The organism is Geodermatophilus sp. SYSU D01119 (assembly GCF_054049975.1).
On record NZ_JBJGYL010000039.1, the window covers coordinates 1 to 19,492 of the forward strand.

General features: G+C 74.5%; 20 protein-coding genes. 8 read left to right on the plus strand and 12 right to left on the minus strand.

The window, feature by feature from the left end; all coding sequences use genetic code 11:
* Positions 1-106: 106 nt before the first annotated feature.
* Positions 107-1,213 (minus strand): alpha/beta fold hydrolase, encoded by a 1,107-nt coding sequence (locus ACI79X_RS21520; RefSeq protein ID WP_457027460.1) that lies wholly within the window; start codon positions 1,211-1,213, stop codon positions 107-109.
* Positions 1,214-1,349: 136 nt separating this feature from the next.
* Here ACI79X_RS21520 and ACI79X_RS21525 point away from each other — a divergent pair, with 136 nt between their 5' ends.
* Positions 1,350-2,027: a hypothetical protein gene (locus tag ACI79X_RS21525; RefSeq protein WP_457027461.1), complete on the plus strand. Its 678-nt coding sequence runs from the start codon at positions 1,350-1,352 to the stop codon at positions 2,025-2,027.
* A gap of 4 nt (positions 2,028-2,031) precedes the next feature.
* Here ACI79X_RS21525 and ACI79X_RS21530 read toward each other — a convergent pair whose 3' ends face one another.
* The 3 genes from ACI79X_RS21530 to fdxA all read right to left on the minus strand — a co-directional run bounded on the left by ACI79X_RS21530 (position 2,032) and on the right by fdxA (position 3,772).
* Entirely contained in the window at positions 2,032-2,196 is a 165-nt protein-coding gene (locus ACI79X_RS21530) for a hypothetical protein (RefSeq protein WP_457027462.1), read from the minus strand.
* Positions 2,197-2,330: 134 nt separating this feature from the next.
* Positions 2,331-3,449, minus strand: a complete 1,119-nt coding sequence (dapC, locus tag ACI79X_RS21535; protein WP_457027496.1) for a succinyldiaminopimelate transaminase — start codon at positions 3,447-3,449, stop codon at positions 2,331-2,333.
* A complete protein-coding gene (gene fdxA, locus ACI79X_RS21540) occupies positions 3,446-3,772 on the minus strand; it encodes a ferredoxin (protein ID WP_073418760.1) in 327 nt (108 codons plus the stop codon). Before fdxA ends, dapC begins: the two co-directional genes overlap by 4 nt.
* Positions 3,773-3,933: 161 nt before the next feature.
* On the opposite strand from fdxA, the gene ACI79X_RS21545 reads away from it, so the two are divergent.
* Together ACI79X_RS21545 and ACI79X_RS21550 are read left to right on the plus strand one after the other, a co-directional pair.
* A complete protein-coding gene (locus ACI79X_RS21545; RefSeq protein ID WP_457027463.1) occupies positions 3,934-4,677 on the plus strand; it encodes a GNAT family N-acetyltransferase in 744 nt (247 codons plus the stop codon).
* Positions 4,678-4,736: 59 nt separating this feature from the next.
* Entirely contained in the window at positions 4,737-7,595 is a 2,859-nt protein-coding gene (locus tag ACI79X_RS21550; protein ID WP_457027464.1) for a bifunctional diguanylate cyclase/phosphodiesterase, read from the plus strand.
* On the opposite strand, the gene ACI79X_RS21555 is transcribed toward ACI79X_RS21550, so the two are convergent.
* The 7 genes from ACI79X_RS21555 to ACI79X_RS21585 all read right to left on the minus strand — a co-directional run bounded on the left by ACI79X_RS21555 (position 7,592) and on the right by ACI79X_RS21585 (position 14,899).
* Positions 7,592-7,978, minus strand: coding sequence for a hypothetical protein (locus tag ACI79X_RS21555; protein ID WP_457027465.1), 387 nt, complete (start codon positions 7,976-7,978; stop codon positions 7,592-7,594). The two genes, ACI79X_RS21550 and ACI79X_RS21555, sit on opposite strands and share 4 nt — an antisense overlap.
* A complete protein-coding gene (mshB, locus tag ACI79X_RS21560) occupies positions 7,975-8,880 on the minus strand; it encodes an N-acetyl-1-D-myo-inositol-2-amino-2-deoxy-alpha-D-glucopyranoside deacetylase (protein WP_457027466.1) in 906 nt (301 codons plus the stop codon). Before mshB ends, ACI79X_RS21555 begins: the two co-directional genes overlap by 4 nt.
* A 149-nt stretch (positions 8,881-9,029) precedes the next feature.
* Positions 9,030-10,166, minus strand: coding sequence for an ABC transporter ATP-binding protein (locus ACI79X_RS21565; protein WP_457027467.1), 1,137 nt, complete (start codon positions 10,164-10,166; stop codon positions 9,030-9,032).
* On the minus strand, positions 10,150-11,211 hold the full coding sequence (locus ACI79X_RS21570; protein WP_457027468.1) for an ABC transporter ATP-binding protein: 1,062 nt from the start codon (positions 11,209-11,211) through the stop codon (positions 10,150-10,152). Before ACI79X_RS21570 ends, ACI79X_RS21565 begins: the two co-directional genes overlap by 17 nt.
* Positions 11,208-12,179 (minus strand): ABC transporter permease, encoded by a 972-nt coding sequence (locus tag ACI79X_RS21575; RefSeq protein WP_457027469.1) that lies wholly within the window; start codon positions 12,177-12,179, stop codon positions 11,208-11,210. Before ACI79X_RS21575 ends, ACI79X_RS21570 begins: the two co-directional genes overlap by 4 nt.
* Positions 12,172-13,095: an ABC transporter permease gene (locus tag ACI79X_RS21580; RefSeq protein WP_457027470.1), complete on the minus strand. Its 924-nt coding sequence runs from the start codon at positions 13,093-13,095 to the stop codon at positions 12,172-12,174. Before ACI79X_RS21580 ends, ACI79X_RS21575 begins: the two co-directional genes overlap by 8 nt.
* Before the next feature lie 145 nt (positions 13,096-13,240).
* Positions 13,241-14,899, minus strand: coding sequence for a peptide ABC transporter substrate-binding protein (locus tag ACI79X_RS21585; protein WP_457027471.1), 1,659 nt, complete (start codon positions 14,897-14,899; stop codon positions 13,241-13,243).
* 351 nt (positions 14,900-15,250) lie between these two features.
* On the opposite strand from ACI79X_RS21585, the gene ACI79X_RS21590 reads away from it, so the two are divergent.
* Complete coding sequence (locus ACI79X_RS21590) at positions 15,251-15,421, plus strand: CsbD family protein (RefSeq protein WP_073418752.1); 171 nt, start codon at positions 15,251-15,253, stop codon at positions 15,419-15,421.
* Positions 15,422-15,536: 115 nt separating this feature from the next.
* On the opposite strand, the gene ACI79X_RS21595 is transcribed toward ACI79X_RS21590, so the two are convergent.
* On the minus strand, positions 15,537-16,313 hold the full coding sequence (locus ACI79X_RS21595; RefSeq protein ID WP_457027472.1) for a (deoxy)nucleoside triphosphate pyrophosphohydrolase: 777 nt from the start codon (positions 16,311-16,313) through the stop codon (positions 15,537-15,539).
* A 61-nt stretch (positions 16,314-16,374) separates the two neighbouring features.
* Between ACI79X_RS21595 and ACI79X_RS21600 the strand changes: the two genes are divergently transcribed.
* The 4 genes from ACI79X_RS21600 to ACI79X_RS21615 all read left to right on the plus strand — a co-directional run bounded on the left by ACI79X_RS21600 (position 16,375) and on the right by ACI79X_RS21615 (position 19,491).
* Positions 16,375-16,845, plus strand: a complete 471-nt coding sequence (locus ACI79X_RS21600) for an RrF2 family transcriptional regulator (RefSeq protein WP_457027473.1) — start codon at positions 16,375-16,377, stop codon at positions 16,843-16,845.
* 32 nt (positions 16,846-16,877) lie between these two features.
* A complete protein-coding gene (gene cysC / locus ACI79X_RS21605; RefSeq protein ID WP_457027474.1) occupies positions 16,878-17,417 on the plus strand; it encodes an adenylyl-sulfate kinase in 540 nt (179 codons plus the stop codon).
* Positions 17,418-17,641: 224 nt separating this feature from the next.
* On the plus strand, positions 17,642-19,333 hold the full coding sequence (locus ACI79X_RS21610; protein WP_457027475.1) for a nitrite/sulfite reductase: 1,692 nt from the start codon (positions 17,642-17,644) through the stop codon (positions 19,331-19,333).
* Positions 19,330-19,491, plus strand: a complete 162-nt coding sequence (locus tag ACI79X_RS21615; RefSeq protein ID WP_457027476.1) for a hypothetical protein — start codon at positions 19,330-19,332, stop codon at positions 19,489-19,491. Before ACI79X_RS21610 ends, ACI79X_RS21615 begins: the two co-directional genes overlap by 4 nt.
* The last annotated feature ends 1 nt before the right edge of the window (position 19,492 follow it).

The window sequence follows — 19,492 nt, forward strand, 5'->3', positions numbered from 1 at the left end:
CCCCCCCCAGCCCCCCCCCCCAGCCCCCCCCCCCCCCCCCCCCCCCCCCCCCCCCCCCCCCCCCCCCCCCCCCCCCCCCCCCCCCCCCCCCCCCCCCCCACGCCGGTCAGGTGAGGTTCGCGGGCTCCACGGCCGGGACGTCGAGGTGCTCGAGCAGCGCCACGACCGACTCCTGCGGCCGCTCCACGTGCGGCGAGTGCCCCACACCGGGCAGCACGACCTCGCGGTAGGCGCCGCCGGAGGCCGCGTAGCGGTCGAGCACCGCGCGGGTCTGGGTGACCATCGGCTGCGGCGGGCAGACCTCCGCACCGGGCCACCCGGGCACCGCGCCGAGCTGCCCGAGGTACGCCAGGTCGAACACCGAGGTGTCGGAGACGATGGCGTCGGCGTCGCCGCGCAGCCACAGCACGGGGGGCTTGACCGGCAGGTCGACGATGCCGGAGACGTCGAACACCGTCGGCGCCATCGTGTTGAGCACCCCGCGCGGGCCGGGCGCCGTCATCGGCCAGGTCTCGCTGGGGACGGCGTCGCCCGGGTAGTTGTCCTCGCCGGTGCGGGTGGACAGCATCGCGGCGACGAACACGTCCTCGAGCTGCGGGTCGATCGGCAGCGAGCCGGGCGCCACGTAGAACGCGCGCAGGATCGACCGCGGGCTGGTCGGCGCGGCGTCGGAGGTGTCGCCGGCGGCGAGCGCCGCCACGAACTCCGGGTTGGCCGCTCCCCCGCCCGAGCCCGCGCCGTCGGCGGCCAGCAGCCGCCCCTCGGGTCCGGCGGTGCCGCCGAACCCGTACGGGGACACCGGCGCGACGAGCGCCACCGACGCCACCTCGCCCGGGGCGTCGAGCAGGTACTGCAGGACGACGCCGGCGCCCATGCTCCAGCCGACCAGGTGCACGCGGTCGAGGCCGAGGGCGTCCACCAGCGCGGCGACGTCGTCGGCCCAGTCCCGCACGCCGCGGCGGGCGTCCACCGGCAGCGGGTCGGTGTCGCCGTAGCCGCGCAGGTCGACGGCGAGCACGCGGTGCCGGCCGGTCTCGTGCACGGTGCGCAGGGCGTGCTGCCAGAACAGCGCCGAGCTCACGTTGCCGTGCACGAACAGCACCGCCTCGCCCGGCCCGGCGGGGTCGGTGCCCTCGGGGTGCAGCACGTTCTGGGTCAGGCGCGCGGTGGGCACCCGGGTGGCGGTCACCCCGGGGAGCAGGACGTCGGCCATGGCGGTACTCCTCGAGAGGGGCGGGGGTGGCGGGCACACGCTAGCGACGGCGGCCACACCGCGGGTGCACCAGGCGCACCACCGGCCCCCGCGAGGTCCGGGACCCGGCCGCGGGACCGACCTAGCATCGACGGCGATGACCAGCGCACGGACCGGCACCCGCCCCGCGGCCGCGCGCCCGGGGGCGAAGCGCCCGCCGGCGAGGAAGGCGCCGTCGAAGCGCCCGCCGGCGAAGCGGCCCGCGGCGAGGTCGGCCCCCGCGAAGCGGCCGGGCGGCAACCCGTGGGTGTGGCGGCACTGGTGGCCGGCGCTGCTGGTCGGCGTCGTCGTGCTCGCGTCGATCGTCTGGGGGGACGACCGCCCGGAGCCGGTGGCGGCGACGGCGCTGTGCACGGTGCCCTCGACGTCGGTGACCCTGAGCGGCGAGCAGTGGACCAACGCCCAGACCATCGCCGGGGTGGCGAAGGAGCGCGGGCTGCCCGAGCGGGCGATCGTCATCGCGCTGGCGACGGCGATGCAGGAGTCGACGCTGCGCAACCTCGACTACGGCGACCGCGACTCCCTCGGCCTGTTCCAGCAGCGGCCGTCGCAGGGCTGGGGCACGCCCGCGCAGGTGCAGGACCCGGTCTACGCGGCCGGCCAGTTCTACGACCGGCTGGTGCGGGTGCCCGGCTGGGACACCATGCGGCTCACGGAGGCCGCCCAGCTCGTGCAGCGCTCCGGCTTCCCGGAGCTGTACCAGCAGCACGAGCCCCTGGCGGCCGCGCTGACGGCGGCGCTGCGCACGGACGACCGGACGCGCAACTGCGGCTGACCGCTCAGGTCACCCGGCCGCGGCTCTTGCCGTGGAGCTCCGGGCGGTCGAAGGCAGCGGACATCCCGGCGGTGCCGGCGAGGCTGCGGTTGCGGTGCAGGCGCGCCTCGAGGGCGAGCAGCGCCACGAGGGTGGCGACGGGGACGAGCAGGAACACGACGAGGAACACGGCGGGGCCTCCCGGCCTGGCCGGGCGGGGTGCCCGGCGGGGAGGACCACCGTGTCGGGCGGCACTTGCAGGTGTCTGGCGGAGAACTGCCGCCACCGTGCCGGTCCCTTGCAGGCGACTGGTGGCGGGCCTGCTCAGGCGGTGAGGCGCTCCGCGGCGGCGTCGATCCGCTCGTCGGTGGCCGTGAGCGCGAAGCGCACGTGCCGGGCGCCGGCCGGGCCGTAGAAGGAGCCGGGCGCGGGCACGATGCCCAGGCCCGCCAGCCACTCGACCGTCGTCCAGCAGTCCTCGTCGCGGGTGGCCCACAGGTAGAGCCCGGCCTCGGAGTGGTCGATGCGCAGGCCGGCGGCCCGCACCGCGGCGGCCAGCCGCTCGCGGCGGCGCCGGTAGCGCTCGCGCTGCTCGTCGACGTGCGCGTCGTCGTCCAGCGCCGCGGTCATCGCGGCCTGCACCGGCCCGGGGACCAGCAGGCCGAGGTGCCGGCGGACCTCCCACACCCGGCGGACCAGCACCGGGTCGCCGGAGAGCAGCCCGGCGCGGTAACCGGCCGCCGTGGACTGCTTGGACAGCGAGTGCACCGCCAGCAGGCCGGTGTGGTCCTCGCCGGCGACGGCGGGGTGCAGCAGCGAGCGCGGCTGCACCTCCCAGCCGAGGGTGGCGTAGCACTCGTCGGCGACGACCGGGACGCCGTGCGCGCGGCCCCAGGCGGCCCAGGCGCGCAGCTCGTCGTCGGACAGCACCCGCCCGTGCGGGTTGCCGGGTGAGTTCAGCCAGACCAGGACGACCCCGGCGGCGTCGGCGGGCGGGGCGTCGGCGCGGCGCACCGCGAGCCCCGACAGCACGGCGCCGACCTCGTAGGTCGGGTAGGCGACCTCGGGGATCAGCACCGTGCCCTCGCGCAGGCCCAGCAGCGTGGGCATGAGCGCGACGAGCTCCTTGGAGCCGATCGTCGGCACCACCGACGGGTCGGCGCCCAGCGGGTCGGCCAGCGTCACGCCCAGGCGGCGCTGCAGCCACCCGGCGGCGGCGGTGCGCAGCTCCCGGGTGCCCAGCGCCATCGGGTAGCCCGGCGAGTTCCCGGCCCCGGCCAGCGCGGTGCGCAGGACCTCCGGCGTCTCGTCGACCGGCGTCCCGATGGACAGGTCGACGATGCCGCCGGGGTGCTGCGCCGCGCGGGCGCGGGCGGCCTCCAGGCTGTCCCAGGGGAAGTCGGGCAGCCGGTGGCCGGCCGCCGTCCCCGCCGTGGTCGTCAGTGCCCCTCGCCCTGCGGCGGGAGGGCCGCCACCAGCGGGTGGTCGTGGCCGACCTTGCCCGTCTTGGCGGCGCCGCCGGGGCTGCCCAGGTCGGAGAAGAACTCCACGTTGGCGTTGTAGAAATCCTTCCACTTGTCCGGGACGTCGTCCTCGTAGTAGATGGCCTCCACCGGGCACACCGGCTCGCAGGCGCCGCAGTCGACGCACTCGTCGGGGTGGATGTAGAGCATCCGGTCGCCCTCGTAGATGCAGTCCACCGGACACTCGTCGATGCACGCCTTGTCGAGGACGTCGACACAGGCCTGGGTGATCACGTAGGTCACGGTGGGTCCTCCCGGGGGACGTGCGGGCAGCGCCCCGGCTCGGGGCCGGGGGCGCGCGGATCTGCGGTCAAGTATGGCCCCGGCCCCCCGCGTCGGGCGCGACGGGTGGACGCACCCGCCCCGGGAGGAGGAGGTCGCCGCCGACCCCGCAGGATCGGGGCATGGGACAGAGCCGCTCGCCGCTGGGGGTCACCGACCTGGAGCGCCTCGCCGCGCGCGGCTGGCCGGCCCCGGAGGAGGAGCCGCTGGGCGGGTGGCTGCTGCGCGCCGGCGGCGGCTTCACCGGCCGGGCGAACACCGCGCTGGTCACCGGCGACCCCGGGCTGCCGCTGCCGGAGGCCACCGACGCCGTCGTCCGCTGGTACCGGGCCCGCGGGCTGCGACCGGGGGTCGCGCTGCCCGGCGTGCAGGCCCGGGGCGCCGGCGCGGCGCTGGCGGCGGCCGGGTGGGAGCGCACCGAGGACGTGCTGGTGCTCACCGCCCCGCTGGCCGCGCGCGCCGGCGACGACGTCGAGCTGGCCCCCTCCCCCGGCGACGACTGGCTGGCCCTCTACCGGCCCGACGCCGACCCCGCCGCCGCCCGCGCGGTGCTGGCCGGCGGGGACCGCCCCGTCTTCGCCGCCGTCCGGCCGGAGCCGGGTGCGCCCCCGGTCGCCGTCGCCCGCGGGGTGGTCACCGGCGACTGGCTCGGGGTGAGCGCGCTGACCGTGGCCGAGGGGCACCGCCGCCGCGGGCTGGCCGGCACGGTCATGACCGCGCTCACCCGCTGGGGCGCCGGGCGGGGCGCACACTGGGTCTACCTGCAGGTGTCGGCGTCCAACGCGCCCGCGCGGGAGCTCTACCGCCGCGCCGGCTACGTCGAGCACCACCGCTACCACTACCGCTGGGCGCCCGGGGCGGCCTGACGCTCACCCGGCGGGGGCAGACGCCTCAAGGGTTCCGGAACAGCGCCGATCAGAACGGTGTGACCGAGCTGCCAGGGACCTCCCCCGGGGCACCGGCGTGGCCGGCCTCCTCCTCCGACTCGCCCTTCGACGCCGAGGCCGCGCTGGAGCACCGGCTGACCTCGCTGCGCCTGGCCCTGGGCGCCGCCCGCGTGTCGGTGTGGATCCACGAGGCCGACACCGACCTCGGCGTGCCCTTCGCGCAGTCCGTCGACGAGCACGCCGGCCCCGGCAACGCCACCGTCCGCGTGCCGCTCGCCGTCAGCCGCTCCCCGTTCCTCACCACCCTCGTGCGCGACCGGCGCCCGCTCGCCGTCACGCCCGGCGACCCCGGACCGGAGGCGCGCGAGCTCGCCGCGCTGGGCGTGCACGACGCCGCCGGCACCCCGGTGCTGCGCGGCGGCGACGTCGCCGGCGTGCTGGTCGTCGAGCCGGCCCGCTGCGGCACCGACCCCCGCGTGGCGCGCACCGCCGCCGGCCTGGGCGCGGCCCTGGCCGGCGCCTGGGCGCGGCGCACCGAGCGGCGCCGGATGGAGTCGGCGGAGACGCTGCTGGAGGTCGTGGAGGCCGCCACCCAGGCCCGCTCGGTCGACGCGCTGCTCGGCTCCGCCTGCGAGCGCCTGGCCGCCCTCGGCGGGGTCGACCGCGCGTGCGTCTTCCTCGTCGAGGACGGCCGGCCCGTGCCGAGCATGGCCCGCTACGCCGACGGCCGCCGCGACCCGGCCACCTGGCGGCGGTTCCGCGGCGCGCCGGCCCCGCTCGGCGTCGTCGAGCAGGTGCTGGCCACCGGCGAGCCGGCCTCCGCCGACCGCGGCAGCGACCTGCTCGGCGCGTGGTGGGCCGAGAGCTTCGGCATCGGCTCGCTGCTCGCCGTCCCGCTGGGCCGCGCCCCCGGCGTCGTCGGGGTGCTCACCCTCGACAGCGCCGAGCTGCGGCCCTTCTCCCGCGAGGTGCGCCGCCTGGCGTCCGCCGCCGGCGCGCACCTGGGCGGCGTGGTCGAGCAGGCGCGCGCCGCCCAGGCCCGCGCCGAGGAGCTGCAGGCCACCGACGCCGTCCGCCGGCTGCTGGTGGAGGGCGCCGACGCCGGCGACGTCCCCGCCGCCGCGGAGGTCCTCGCGGCCGCCGTCCAGCGGCTGACCGGCACCGACCGCGGCGCGGCCTACCTGCTCGACGACGACGGCGTGGTCGCCGACATCCGCTTCGTCGGCTGGCCCGACGAAGCCCGCGCGGCGCTCACCGGGCGGGTCGGCGGCCGCCCCGCCGACGGCTTCCCGCTGTGGCGGGCCGTGGTGGAGGCGCGCCAGCCGGTGTTCGCCGAGGACGCCCGCGACGGCGGCCTGCTGTCCCCCGAGATCGTCGCGGTGCTGGGCCTCACCTCGTTCGTCGCCGTCCCCCTGCTGGCCGGTGAGCGGCTGCTCGGGCTCGTGGTGTGCGGGGCGGTGGGCCGCCGGGCCCGCTGGTCCCCGGCGGTGCGCGAGGCCGTCCACCGGATCGTGCTCGAGGGCGCGCTGGTGGTGGAGAACGCCGCTCTGCGCGCGGTCGAGCGGCTCCGGCTGGCCCAGCTGGCCACCGAGGCGCACCACGACCCGCTCACCGGGCTGGCCAACCGCCGGCGGTTCACCGAGCAGGTCGAGCGCACCATCTACGGCCGCCCGCACCGCTCGGCCGCCGTCCTGATGATCGACCTCGACCGGTTCAAGGAGATCAACGACAGCTTCGGCCACAGCGTCGGCGACGACCTGCTGTGCCTGGTCGGCCCGCGGCTGCAGGCCGCCCTGGGGCCCGGCGACCTGCTGGCCCGCATGGGCGGCGACGAGTTCGCGGTCCTGCTGCCCGACGCCGGGGACTGCCGCGCCCGCGACGTCGCCGAGCGGCTGGGCGAGGCGCTGCGCGAGCCGTTCGTCCTCGACGGCCAGCCGCTGCACGTCGACGCGAGCATCGGCGTGGCCCTGTGCCCCGACCACGGCCGCGACCGGTCGCTGCTGCTCGCCCGCGCCGACACCGCCATGTACGGCGCCAAGCGCGGCCGGTCGGGTTGGTGCGTGTGGACGCCGGAGGGCACCACCGACTCCCGCGACCGGCTGCGCACCCTCGAGGAGCTGCGCGCGGCGCTGGACACCGAGCAGCTGGTGCCGCACTACCAGCCGAAGGTCTGCCTGCGCACCGGCGACGTCATCGGCGTCGAGGCCCTGGTCCGCTGGGAGCACCCCACCCGCGGGCTGCTCACCCCCGACGTCTTCCTGCCGCTGGCCGAGCAGGCCGGGCTCATGCGCCGGCTCACGCTGCGGGTGCTCGAGCGCTCGCTGCTCGACCTGCGCCGGTGGCGCGACGCCGGGCACGACCTCGGCGTCGCGGTGAACCTGTCGGTGTCCAACCTGCAGGACCTCGCGCTCCCCGAGCAGGTGGCGCTGCTGCTGGAGGCGCGCGGCGTGCCGCCGGAGGCGCTGGTCCTGGAGATCACCGAGGACGTCCTCATGGCCGACGCCGCCCGCAGCCAGCAGGTGCTCGCCGACCTGCGCCGGCTCGGGGTGCGGCTGTCGGTGGACGACTACGGCACCGGTTACTCCTCGCTCACCTACCTGCGGGCGCTGCCGGTCGACGAGCTCAAGCTCGACCGCAGCTTCGTCACGTCGCTGACCCGCGACCCGCGGGCCGGCGCGATCGTGCGCAGCACCCAGCAGCTCAGCCGCGACCTCGGGATGACCTTCGTCGTGGAGGGCGTCGAGGACGCCGCCACGCTGGAGGAGCTGCGGCGCCTGGACTGCGACGTCGCGCAGGGCTGGCACGTCGGCCGCCCGATGCCCGCCGACCGGTTCCCCGGGTGGCTCGCCGGGCACCCGGTGCGCACGCTGGTGCCCGCGCAGCGGACGGGGAGCTAGCCGGCCCGGCGCGCCGGCGTCGCGAGCACCCGGCCGACGGCGACGGCGGCCCCGACGACGCCCAGGCCGAGGAAGGCCAGCGTCACGGTGCCCAGGCCGCCGGTGCCGACGGCGACCAGGTCGCCCTCGGGCCGGCGCGCGGTCGCCGCCAGCGCGATGGCCAGCCAGGTGACCGCCGGCAGCACGGCGACCACCCGCGAGCCGGTGAGCCGGTGCGCCGCGCTGACCAGCAGGAAGTTGCCGCCGGCCGCGGCGAGCACCGACAGCGGCACGAGCACGCCGCCGATCCGCAGCGGCAGCCAGAACACCTCCACCAGGGCCAGCCACGCGGCGACGGCGACCGCGAGGACCGCCGCGCCGGCGAGCGTGGCGGCGCGGGTCATCCGGGCAGGCCGGCGAACAGGTCGTCCTCCCAGCCCTGCGGGCCCTCGCCTCCCGGGCCGCGCTCGCCGCGCACCAGCCGGTAGTGCTCGACGCCGAGCACCTCCTGGCCGAGGTTGTTCGACAGCGCGAAGAACGGCCCGTCCACGGTGATCTGGGTGGCGTGCGCCCGCATGGCGGCGTCCTTGCGGCCCGCGTACGCCCGCCCGTCGACGGCGGCGGTGACCAGCTCGTCGGGCACGGCGAACGGGATGTCGTCGATGTCCCCGAGCCGCTCGAACGGGGCGGCCTCCCCCAGCGCGGCCATCGCCTCCGCGCCCTCGCGCAGCACCGAGCGCGGGGTGCAGCACCAGTAGACCTTGGCGACGTCCCACGCCCCGCCCAGGTCGGGGCGGTACGCCGGGTCGGCGGCGCGCTCGACGGCGGCCATGGCGACCCGGTGGGCCTGGATGTGGTCGGGGTGGCCGTAGCCGCCCCGCTCGTCGTAGGTGACGACGACCTGCGGCCGGACCTCCCGGACGACGGCGACCGCGTGCGCCACCGCCTCGTCGACGTCGGCCCGCCAGAACGCGCGTGGCTTCTCGTTGGCCGGCGTCCCCATCATCCCGGAGTCGCGGTAGCGCCCGGGGCCGCCGAGGAAGCGCCAGTCGGTCACGCCGAGGGCGTCCATGGCCGCCCGGAGCTCGGAGATGCGGTAGCCGCCGAGCTGGTCGGCGTGCTCGGGAGCGAGCAGCTCCAGCTCGGGGACGAGGACCTCGCCCTCCTCGCCGAGCGTGCAGGTGAGCAGCGTGACCTGCGCGCCCTCGGCGGCGTAGCGGGCCATCGTGGCGCCGTTGTTGATCGTCTCGTCGTCGGGGTGGGCGTGGACGAGCAGGAGACGACGCGAGGGCTCAGCGGAGGTCACGAGCGGTCATTGTCGCCTACCTCCTGAGCCCGCCACCGGGGTGTCGTGACCGGTGGCGGGCCCGGAGGGTCCCCGCCGGGTGCGGCGGCGGGGCTCAGCTCAGGCCGGGAACGGCACGAGGCCGCGGTGTCGTCCGGTAGGACGACAGATCACTCCGCGTCGACCGGGACGACCATCCGGGCCTCGGCGAAGTGGCAGGCCGACGGGTGGCCCTGGCCGCGGTCGACCAGCGCCGGGGCCTCCTGGGCGCAGATGTCCTGGGCCTTCCAGCAGCGGGTGCGGAACCGGCAGCCCGAGGGCGGGTCGGCCGGGCTCGGGACGTCGCCCTGGAGCAGGATCCGGTCCTTCTGCCCGCGCAGGTGCGGCTCGTGCAGCGGCACCGAGGACAGCAGCGCCTGCGTGTAGGGGTGCGACGGCGACCCGTACACCTCGGCGTCGGTGCCCTCCTCGACGATGCTGCCGAGGTACATCACCGCGACGCGGTCGGAGATGTGGCGCACCACCGACAGGTCGTGGGCGATGAACAGGTAGGACAGGCCGAACTCGTCCTGCAGGTCCTCGAGCAGGTTGACCACCTGCGCCTGCACCGACACGTCGAGCGCCGACACCGGCTCGTCGCAGACGATCACCTCGGGCTGCAGCGCGAGCGCCCGGGCGATGCCGATGCGCTGGCGCTGGCCGCCGGAGAACTGGTGCGGGTAGCGGTTGACGTAGTCGGGGTTGAGGCCGACGCGGTCGAGCAGCTCCTGCGTGCGCTTGAGCCGGCCCTTCTTCGGGGCGACGTCGTCGTGCACGGCCCAGCCCTCGGCGACGATGTCGCCGACGGTCATCCGCGGGTTCAGCGACGCGTACGGGTCCTGGAAGATGATCTGGACCTCGCGCCGGTACTCCTTGAGCGCGCGGCCGCCCATGCGGGCGACGTCCTTGCCCTTGTAGAGGATCGACCCGCCGGTCGGCCGCTCGAGGGCGACGATCAGCTTCGACACCGTCGACTTGCCGCAGCCGGACTCGCCGACCAGGCCGACGGTCTCGCCGCGGCGCAGGGTCAGGTCGACGCCGTCGACGGCGCGGACGTGCCCGATCGTGCGCTTGAAGACGATGCCCTGCGTCAGCGGGAAGTGCTTCTGCAGCCCGCGGATCTCGAGCAGGGGCTCGCCCAGCGACCCGCGCAGCCCGCTCGCCGCCGGCAACGCCTGCGCCGGTGCACCGGGCACCGCCTCGGTGGGCGGCGACGACTTCGACAGGGACGACGCCGCGGTGGCGCCGTGCTCACTCGGCTGGGACACCGAGCACCTCCTCGCTGTAGTGGCACGCGGCCTCGCGACCCGGGACGACCAGCCGCAGCGGCGGGACGTCGGTCGCGCACTCGCGGCCGGGCGCGGCCGCAGCACCCAGGCGGCGTCGGGTGCAGCGCGGGTGGAACGGGCAGCCGCTGGGGATGCGCGCCAGGTTCGGCGGCTGGCCGGCGATGGGTCGCAGCCGCCCGCCCTTGGCCTCCACCTGCGGCACGGAGCTCATCAGGCCGTCGGTGTAGGGGTGGGCCGGCTTGCTGAAGACGTCGTCGACGGTGCCCCGCTCGACGATCTCCCCGGCGTACATGACCGCCACGTTGTCGGCGACCTCGTTGACGACGCCGAGGTCGTGGGTGATGAGGATCAGCCCCATCCCCGTCTCCGCCTGCAGGTCCTTGAGCAGGTCCATGACCTGGGCCTGGACCGTGACGTCGAGGGCGGTCGTGGGCTCGTCGGCGATGAGGATCCGCGGGTCCAGGGCGATCGCCATGGCGATCATGACGCGCTGGCGCATGCCGCCGGAGAACTGGTGCGGGTAGTCGTCGACCCGGCGGGCCGCGGCGGGGATGCGCACGCGGTCCATCAGCTCGATGGCCCGCTTGCGCGCCTCCTTCCTCGACAGCCCGCGGTGCGCGCGGAACATCTCGCCGATCTGGAAGCCGACGCTGTACACCGGGTTCAGCGACGACAGCGCGTCCTGGAAGATCATCGAGATGCCCGGGCCGCGGATCTTGCGCTGGTCCTCGGCGGGCATCTCCAGCATGTTCCTGCCCTGGAACCAGATGCCGCCGCCGGTGATCACCGCGGGCGGGGTCTCGAGGATCCCCATGATCGCCTGGGCCGAGACCGACTTGCCGGAGCCGGACTCGCCGAGGATCGCCAGGGTCTCCCCCGCCGCCAGGCTGTAGCTCACGCCGTTGACGGCGTTGACCACACCCGAGCGGGTGCGGAACTCCACGTGCAGGTCGTCGACCTCCAGCAGCGGGGTGCCGGAGGGGGCGAGCTCGCTGGTGGGCTTGGACAGGTCGAGGTTGGTCATGCGCGCTGCCTCGGGTCGAGGGCGTCGCGCAGGGCGTCACCCATCATCACGAACGCCATCACCGTCAGGGTCAGGATCAGGCTGGGGAAGAGCACCAGGTGCGGCGCGGTGCGGATGCTGTTCTGCCCGGCCGCGATCTGCAGGCCCCACGAGATCGCGGGGCGCTGCAGGCCGACGCCGAGGTAGGTCAGCGTCGCCTCCGCGGCGATGATCACGCCGATGGTGATCGTCGCGTAGACCAGCACCGGGGCGACGGCGTTGGGCAGGATGTGGCGCACCAGGATGCGGCGGCCCGAGGCCCCCATCGCGCGGGCGGCGGCCACGTAGTCGGAGCTCTTGACCGCGATGACCTGGGAGCGGACCAGCCGCATCGCCGTCATCCAGCCGAAGAGCGCCAGCGCGATCGCCACGGCGCCCGGGCCGCGGGAGTTGATGATCGGGATGCCGGTCGAGGGGCCCACGCGGAGCAGCACCAGCGCGCCGAGGATGAGCGGGAGCGCGTAGAAGATGTCGGCGATCCGGGCCAGGATCCCGTCGGTCACGCCGCCGTAGTAGCCGGCGATCGCCCCGACGAGGACGCCGAGCAGCAGGATGACCAGCACTGCGGTGACGCCGATGATCAGCGAGTTGCGGGCGCCGTAGACCACGTTTGCCAGGTAGTCGCAGCCCTGCTGGTCGAAGCCGAACCAGTGCTGCGCCGAGGGCCGGTCCTGGGAGTTGGCGAGGTCGCACGAGCGCGGGTCGGCGCCGCGGGCGAAGACCTGCGGCACCAGCGCCATGAGCAGGAAGACCAGGCCCAGCACGGCGCCGATCCAGAAGAGCGGGTTGCGCCGGAGGTCTCCCCAGGCGTCGCTCCAGAGGCTGTTCTGCCGCTCCTTGGTGACGTCGACCGAGGGGCTGGCCAGGCCGGTGGTGGTGCCGGCCTCGACCTCGTCCTTGCGCAGGTCCAACTGCTGCTGGTCAGTCATAGCGGATCCTCGGGTCGAGGACGGCGTAGAGCACGTCCACGACCAGGTTGAAGAAGATGAAGAAGAACACCATCAGGGTGACGATGCCGACGACGACCGCGCCCTCCTGGGCGCGCACCGCGTTGAACACCTCCCGGCCGATGCCGGGGAGGTTGAACACCGACTCGGTCACGATCGCCCCGCCCAGCAGCGTGCCGATGTCGGCGCCGATGAACGTGACGACCGGGATCAGGCTGTTGCGCAGCGTGTGCCGGACGATGACGGTCCGGTTGGGCAGGCCCTTGGCGCGGGCCGTGCGCACGTAGTCGGCGCGCAGGTTCTCCGCCAGGCTGGTGCGGGTCAGGCGGGCGACGTAGGCCAGCGAGCCCGAGGCGAGGACGAGACCGGGCAGCAGGTAGCTGTAGAGGCCGTCGTTGGTCCCGGCGATCGGGAACCAGCCGAGCTTGAGACCGAAGAGCAGCTGCGCGAAGAAGGCCAGCACCAGGATCGGGATCGAGACGATCAGCGTCGTCGAGACCAGCACCAGGTTGTCGAAGAAGCTGTTGCGCCGGATGCCGGCCAGCACGCCGGCGATCAGGCCGATGACGGCCTCGAAGACGATGGCGGTGAGCGCGAGCTTCACCGTGACCGGGAGCGTCCGCTCGATGGTGTCCAGGACCGGGCGGCCGCGGAAGTCGGTGCCCAGGTCGCCCTGGAACAGGCCCTTCATGTACTCCCAGTACTGGATGTACAGCGGGTCGTTGAGGTTGAAGCGGTCACGCAGCTCGGCGATGACGGCGGGCGAGAGCGGCCGGTCACCGCCCAGCGCGCGGATGGGGTCGCCCGGCAGGGCGTACACCATCGCGAAGATCAGGAATGACGCGCCCAGCAGGACCGGGATGGTGAGCAGCAGGCGGCGCGCTACGTAGCGGCCCATGGTCCCCCTCGGGGTGTGTGCGCCGCAGCGAGCGGACGGCGCCGGTGTCCATCGTGCCGCAGGCCCGGGCACACGCGCCGCCGGGGGCGACCGTCCTGGTCGGACGGGCGCCCCCGGCGGGTGGTGCGGGTCCTGCGGGGTCGGGTCAGCTGTTGACCGTGACCTCGGAGGTGACGATCCGCTGGAACAGGTCCAGGCGGACGTTGGAGACGTTCTCGGAGGTCACCGACTGGATCTCGGTGAAGAACATCGGGGCCATCGGCATGGCCTCGTTGATGATGTCCTCCGCCTCCTGGTAGGAGGTCACGCTGTCCTCGGGGGTCGCGGCCTGGTCACCCTCGACGACCAACTGGTCGACCTGCGGGTCGGTGTAGAACGAGTAGTTCGAACCGGCCGGCGCGAGCGACGAGGTCGTGAACAGCGGGGTGATGTAGCTGTCCGCGGCCGGGTAGTCGAAGCTCCAGCCGTACCGGAACGGGCCGGCGACGCCCTTCGACTCGAGCAGCGGCAGGTACTCGGAGAAGTCCAGGTTGCCCTGCAGGACGTACTCGACGCCGATGTTCTCGCGCAGCTGGTTGCCCACGGCCTCCATCCAGGCGTCGTGGCCGGCGCCGGAGTTGAACCACAGGTCGACCGGCTGGCTGCGGTCGAAGCCGGCCTCGTCGAGGAGGCGGTTGGCCTCGTCGGGGTCGAGGGTGCAGTAGGTGCAGCTGCCCTCGCGGTAGCCGTCGACGACCGGCGCGATGAACGAGTCGGCCGGGGTGCGGGTGCCCTGGAAGATCGCCTCGGAGATGGCCCCCCGGTCGATCGCCATGGAGAACGCCTGCCGGACCCGCGGGTCGGAGAACCGCTGGTCGTAGGTCGGGAAGCTCAGGTAGGTGATCTGCGAGGACTCGGTCCGGATGAACCGGTCGCCGAACTCCGACTCGGCCGACTCGATGACGTCGGGCGGGATCACGTCGACGATGTCGAGGTTGCCGGCCTGCACGTCGGTGTAGGCGGTGTTGACGTCGGCGTAGACGACGTAGTCGACGCCGTCGGCCTGCGCGGCGTCGTCGCCGGCGTAGTCCTCGTACCGGGTCAGGCTGATGCCCTGGCCGGGGACGTAGTCCTCGGAGGCCTGGAACGGGCCGTTGCCGATCGGGCGGGTGCCGAAGCCCTCGGGGTCCTCGAAGAAGGCCGGGGGCAGCGGGTAGAAGGAGTTGTAGCCCACGACCGCCGGGAAGTTGGAGAACGGCGAGGACAGCGTGACGGTGAAGGTCAGGTCGTCGACGACGGCCAGGCCGCTCATCTCGGTGGCGGCCGGCTCACCGGTGGCGTTGCCCTCGGCGTCGACCGGCGCCTGCAGGTCGGCGTAGCCGGCGATCCGCGACAGGTAGGACGCGGCGCCCTGGGCGTTGGGGCTGTAGGCGGTGTAGTTCCACGCGTCGACGAAGGACTCGGCGTTCACCGGGCTGCCGTCGTGGAAAGTCCAGCCGTCCTTGAGCGTGACGGTCCAGGTGGTGTTGTCCTCGGACTCGATGGACTCCGCCACGCCGCTGTACTCGACCGAGCCGTCCTCGGCGTACTTGACCAGGCCGGTCCACAGCGAGTTGACGACCTGGTCGCCCTCGGACTCCGTGGTGTTGCCCGGCACGAGCGGGTTCTCCGGCTCGCCGATGTAGACGCTGAAGGTGCCGCCACCCTCGCCGCCACCGCTGCCACTGCCCGAGCCGCTGTCGTCGCTGCCGCCACAGGCGGACAGCAGCAGCGCGCCGGACAGACCGGCCGCGACGAGCGCCGAACGGCGCTTGCTCAACTTCACGTGCGATGCCTCCCTCGTCCCGCGCGTGCGGGGGGAACGGACTGGTCCATGCGTGCCCGGGCACGGAGGCCGGGCGTGGCGTCCATCAGGTGAACACCCGGGAACGGTCCCGGGACGCCGCGAGCGACCCTAGGCACCCTCGGTGAGGAGCGTCCACGGCCGTCACCAAGTTGTGACTGATGCTCACGACCTGACGGCGCGCGATGCAAACGGCACGGTACGCCGCCCTCGCTACAGCACGTGTTCCGGCCCCTCGGCCTTCCTCCCGCAGGACTTCCGCCGTACGGGCGGATGGGGTGTCAGGCCTGTACCAGCGGGTAACCGGAGGTCACCCGAGGAGAGGAGCTCACCGTGAGCGGCATCGACAAGCTGAAGAACAAGGCCCAGGAGCTGTCGGGCGAGGGCAAGGAGCGCGTCGGCGAGGCGACCGGGGACCGCGACCTGCAGGCCGAGGGTGCCAACGACAAGGCCGCCGGGAACCTCAAGCAGGCCGGCGAGAAGGTCAAGGACGTCTTCAAGTAGAAGGACCTCCCTGCCCCCCCACCCCGCGCTCCGCTCGGGGCGGGACCCTGCAGCGAGGCCGTTCCAGCACGTCCGCTCGGGCGCCGTCCCCGCCGGGACGGCGCCCGTGGTGCGTCTAGGGGCGGGTGAGCAGCGCCCGGACCGCGGGCAGCAGCGGGCGGTCGGCGGCGATCCAGTCGAGGGCCTCGAGGTCGGCGGCCCGGACCCAGCGCAGCTCGCGGTGCTCGTGGGCCACGGGCTCGCCCTCCGCCAGCCGCGCCTCCCAGACCCGCAGCGTCGAGGCGCCCGGCGCCCCGCCCGCGACCGCGCCGTCGAGGGGCACCTCCCCGACGAACGCCTGCGGGACGACGGTGACGCCCAGCTCCTCGGCGCACTCCCGGACCAGCGCCGCCTCGTGCCCCTCCCCCGGCTCCACCTTGCCGCCCGGGAACTCCCACAGGCCGGCGAGCGACCCCGAGCCCCGCTGGGCCACCAGCACCTCGCTCCCTCCGGCGCCGTCCCCGCGGACGATCGCCGCCCCGACCACCTGGACGACGTCGAGCGCCCGCACCGCCGCCAGCGCCGCGTAGCCGTCGAGGTGCCGGCGCATCGCGCGCAGCACCCGCCGGCGCAGCACCGTCCGGTCCACGAGACCGCCGAGCGGGCCCGGCAGGCCGGTCTCCCAGCAGACCTCCTCCTCGACGACGGTGCCCGCGCCGGTGGCGGTGAAGGTGCGCGCGTGGGTGAGCCGGCGGCGCCCTGGGCCGGGCGGCGCGGCGTACCGGTCGGACACCGGGCGCACCGACTCGACCTCCTCCAGCGGGAACGGCCAGGGGCGCCCGAGGGCCCGGGCGACGTCGAAGGCGACGGTCAGCGGCGCGGCCACGACCGTGGTGAAGCGCAGCCGGTACACCCCGTCACCCTCGCAGACGGGGCAGGATGGGCCGTCCAGGCACTCGTCGGAGAGGAACGCCGTGCGCATCACCGCCCGGGTCGACTACGCGGTCCGCGCGGCCCTCGAGCTGGCCGCCGTGGCCCCGGACGCGCTCACCTGCGACCGGATCGCCAAGGCGCAGGACATCCCCTCGAGGTTCCTCCAGGGCATCCTCGGCGACCTGCAGCACGCCCGGCTGGTCACCAGCCAGCGCGGCCGCGAGGGCGGGTACCGGCTGGCCCTGCCGCCCACCGAGATCTCCATCGCCCGCGTGATGCGGGTGGAGCAGGGCTTCCTCGCCGAGGTGCACGGGCAGCGCCCCGAGGACGTCAGCTACCCCGGCGTCGCCGAGGAGCTCGCCAGCGTGTGGGTGGCCGCCCGCGCCGCCTACCGGCGGGTGCTCGAGGAGGTCACGCTCGCCGACGTGGTGGCCGGGAAGCTGCCCGGGCACGTGGCGGAGCTCGCCGCCGTCGAGAGCGCCTGGCGGTCCTTCGGCGACGACCCCGCCTGAGCGCTGCGAGCCCGCTCGGCGAGACTCGACCCGTGAGCAGCGCGCAGCACGGTGGCGTCACCGTCTTCCTCACCGGCCTGTCGGGCGCGGGCAAGTCCACGATCGCCGACGCCCTCGTCGCCGGGCTGGAGGCCGAGGGCCGGCCGGTCACCGTCCTCGACGGCGACGTCGTCCGCACGCACCTGTCCAGCGAGCTGTCCTTCTCGCGGGAGCACCGCGACCTCAACATCCGCCGGATCGGCTTCGTCGCCGGCGAGGTGGTCAAGCACGGCGGCACGGTCGTCGTCGCGGCGATCGCGCCCTACGAGCAGGCGCGCGAGGAGGCCCGGGCACTCGTCGAGCGGCACGGCCGGTTCGTGCTGGTGCACCTGGCAACGCCGCTGGAGGTGTGCGAGGCCCGCGACGTGAAGGGCCTCTACGCCCGGGCGCGGGCCGGTGAGATCGCCGGGTTCACCGGCATCGACGACCCCTACGAGCCGCCGGCGCGCGCCGAGCTGGTCATCGACACGTCGGTCACGCCGCTCGAGGAGTCGGTGGCCCGGATCCGCGCCGCCATGGACGCACCCGCCTGAGCGCGCCGCCCCCGCTCGCGGGTGTGCGACCATGGAGCGCGTGACGGATCGCGGCAGCCTGCTCGTCGCGCGCCTGCACATCGACCTCGCCCTGGTCAGCAGCGCCGCCTGTCGCGCTGCGCGCTGACCACCAGTCCTCCCCCGCGGCCGTCGCCGCGACCCGACCTGGCAGCGCCCTCCGTGCGGGTGCGAACCGGCGCGGACGGCGCAGAGAGAAGTGCACCGTGTCCGCTCCTCCGCGTTCGAGCAACCGGCCACCGCGTCGCGACACACCGCAGCGGGGCCAGGGTCAGTGGGCGCTCGGTTACCGGGAGCCGCTGAACCCCAACGAGCGGATGAAGAAGGACTCCGACGGGCTCGAGGTCCGTCAGCGGATCCTCGACATCTACTCGAAGACCGGCTTCGACGGCATCGACCCCGGCGACCTGCGCGGCCGCATGCGCTGGATGGGCCTCTACACCCAGCGCGCCCAGGGCATCCCCGGCGGCAAGACCGCCGTGCTGGAGCCCGAGGAGCTCGAGGACTCCTACTTCATGATGCGGGCCCGCATCGACGGCGGGCAGCTCACCAGCGACGCCCTGCGCGTCCTCGGCGGCATCAGCACGGAGTTCGGCCGCGACGTCGCCGACGTCACCGACCGGCAGAACGTGCAGTACCACTGGATCCGCATCGAGGACGTGCCCGAGATCTGGCGGCGGCTGGAGTCGGTGGGCCTCAGCACGATGGAGGCCTGCGGCGACGTCCCGCGCGTCATGCTCGGCTGCCCGCTGGCCGGGATCCTCGAGGACGAGGTGCTCGACGCGACCGACGTCATCGCGCAGACCGTCGAGAAGTACGTCGGCTCCCCCGAGTTCAGCAACCTGCCGCGCAAGTGGAAGACGTCGATGTCCGGCTGCGTCGACCACTGCACCGAGCCCGAGATCGACGACGTCGCCTTCGTCGGCGTGCGCAACGAGGCCGGGGAGGCCGGCTACGACCTGTGGGTCGGCGGCGGCCTGTCGACCAACCCGATGTTCGCCCAGCGGGTCGGCGTCTTCGTGCGCCCCGACCAGGTGACCGCCGTGTGGGCGGCCTGCACCTCGGTCTTCCGCGACTACGGCTACCGGCGGCAGCGCAACCGCGCCCGGATCAAGTTCCTCATGGCCGACTGGGGGCCGGAGAAGTTCCGGCAGGTGCTGCAGGACGAGTACCTGCACGAGGCGCTGCCGGACGGCCCCGCGCCCGCCCCGGCGAAGCACGACCAGCGCGACCACGTCGGCGTCAGCCGGCAGAAGGACGGCCTCAACGCGGTCGGGTTCGCCCTGCGCACCGGACGGATCAGCGGCTCCCTGCTGACCACCATCGCGGGCCTCGCCGACGAGTACGGCCAGGGGCGCATCCGGACGACGACCCAGCAGAAGATGGTCATCCTCGACGTGCCCGGCGAGCGGGTCGAGGACCTCGTCGCCGCGCTCGCCGAGCACGACCTGCAGGTGCGGCCGAGCGCCTTCCGCCGCGGCACCATGGCCTGCACCGGCCTGGAGTTCTGCAAGCTCGCGATCGTCGAGACCAAGCAGCACGCGCAGGACCTCTACGCGGAGCTCGAGAAGCGGCTGCCGGACTTCGACACCCCGATCGGCATCAACGTGAACGGCTGCCCGAACAGCTGTGCCCGGTTCCAGACCGCCGACATCGGGTTCAAGGGCTCGATGGTCCGCGACGCGAACGGCGAGATGGTCGAGGGCTTCCAGGTGCACCTGGGCGGTCACCTCGGCGTCGAGGCGACCTTCGGCCGCAAGTTCCGCGGCCACAAGGTGACCAAGGCCGAGACCGCCGACTACTGCGAGCGCGTGCTGCGGGGCTTCCAGGAGCGCCGCACGCCGGGCGAGTCCTTCGCGCACTACGTCGCCCGCGCCGAGGAGGCCTGGCTGCTGTGAGTGAGGAGCCGACGTCGGGAAGGACCCGGCAGCTGCCGGTGTTCCACTGCCCGTACTGCGGCGACGAGGAGCTCACGCCGCACGAGGAGGGCTGGCGCTGCGGCGCCTGCCTGCGGGCCTTCTCGGTCCGCCTGATCGCGACGGGGGTGCAGGAGTGAC